The sequence below is a fragment of the Thermococcus sp. 21S7 genome (assembly GCF_012027615.1).
Classification (GTDB): Archaea; Methanobacteriota_B; Thermococci; order Thermococcales; family Thermococcaceae; genus Thermococcus.
On sequence record NZ_SNUT01000017.1, the window covers coordinates 1 to 496 of the forward strand.

Genomic DNA, 496 nt, shown 5'->3' on the forward strand with positions numbered 1-496 from the left:
GCGAAACCCCTGCCCGCCTCACCAGCACGAGCAGCCTCAATAGCAGCATTCAAAGCAAGCAAATTCGTCTGCTCCGCAATATTCGTAATAACATTAGTAATCTCCTCAATACTCCTACTCATCTCGGAAACCTTTCTGACTGACTCCTCGATTTCGTTCATGGTTTTCTGGATGCTTTCGATTTGCTTGGCGGAGGTTTCTCCTTTCTGTCTGCCTTCGTTGGCTATTGTGACGACTTCGTTTACTGCCGCTTCGAATTCGTCCATTGCTCTGACGCTCTCCGAACTCGTCTCAGCAACGAAGCGCATTCCTTCAGTTATCTCGTTAATGTTCTCCTGCTGCCTCTGAGCCTCAATACTAACCTGTTGCACTGCCTCATTCACCTGATTGATGGCTTCAGTGACATCGCTTGATATCTGGGCGAGGAGGGTGGCCCTCTTCTCAAGTTCGTCTGTTACGTGGACTATTTCTCCGATTAGGCCTTTGAGTTTGTGTG

Annotated in this window: 1 protein-coding gene; it reads right to left on the bottom strand. The window is 48.8% G+C overall.

From position 1 onward, the window contains the following. A partial coding sequence (locus E3E51_RS12915) for a methyl-accepting chemotaxis protein (protein WP_240924343.1) occupies positions 1 to 496 on the bottom strand: 496 nt, incomplete at both ends.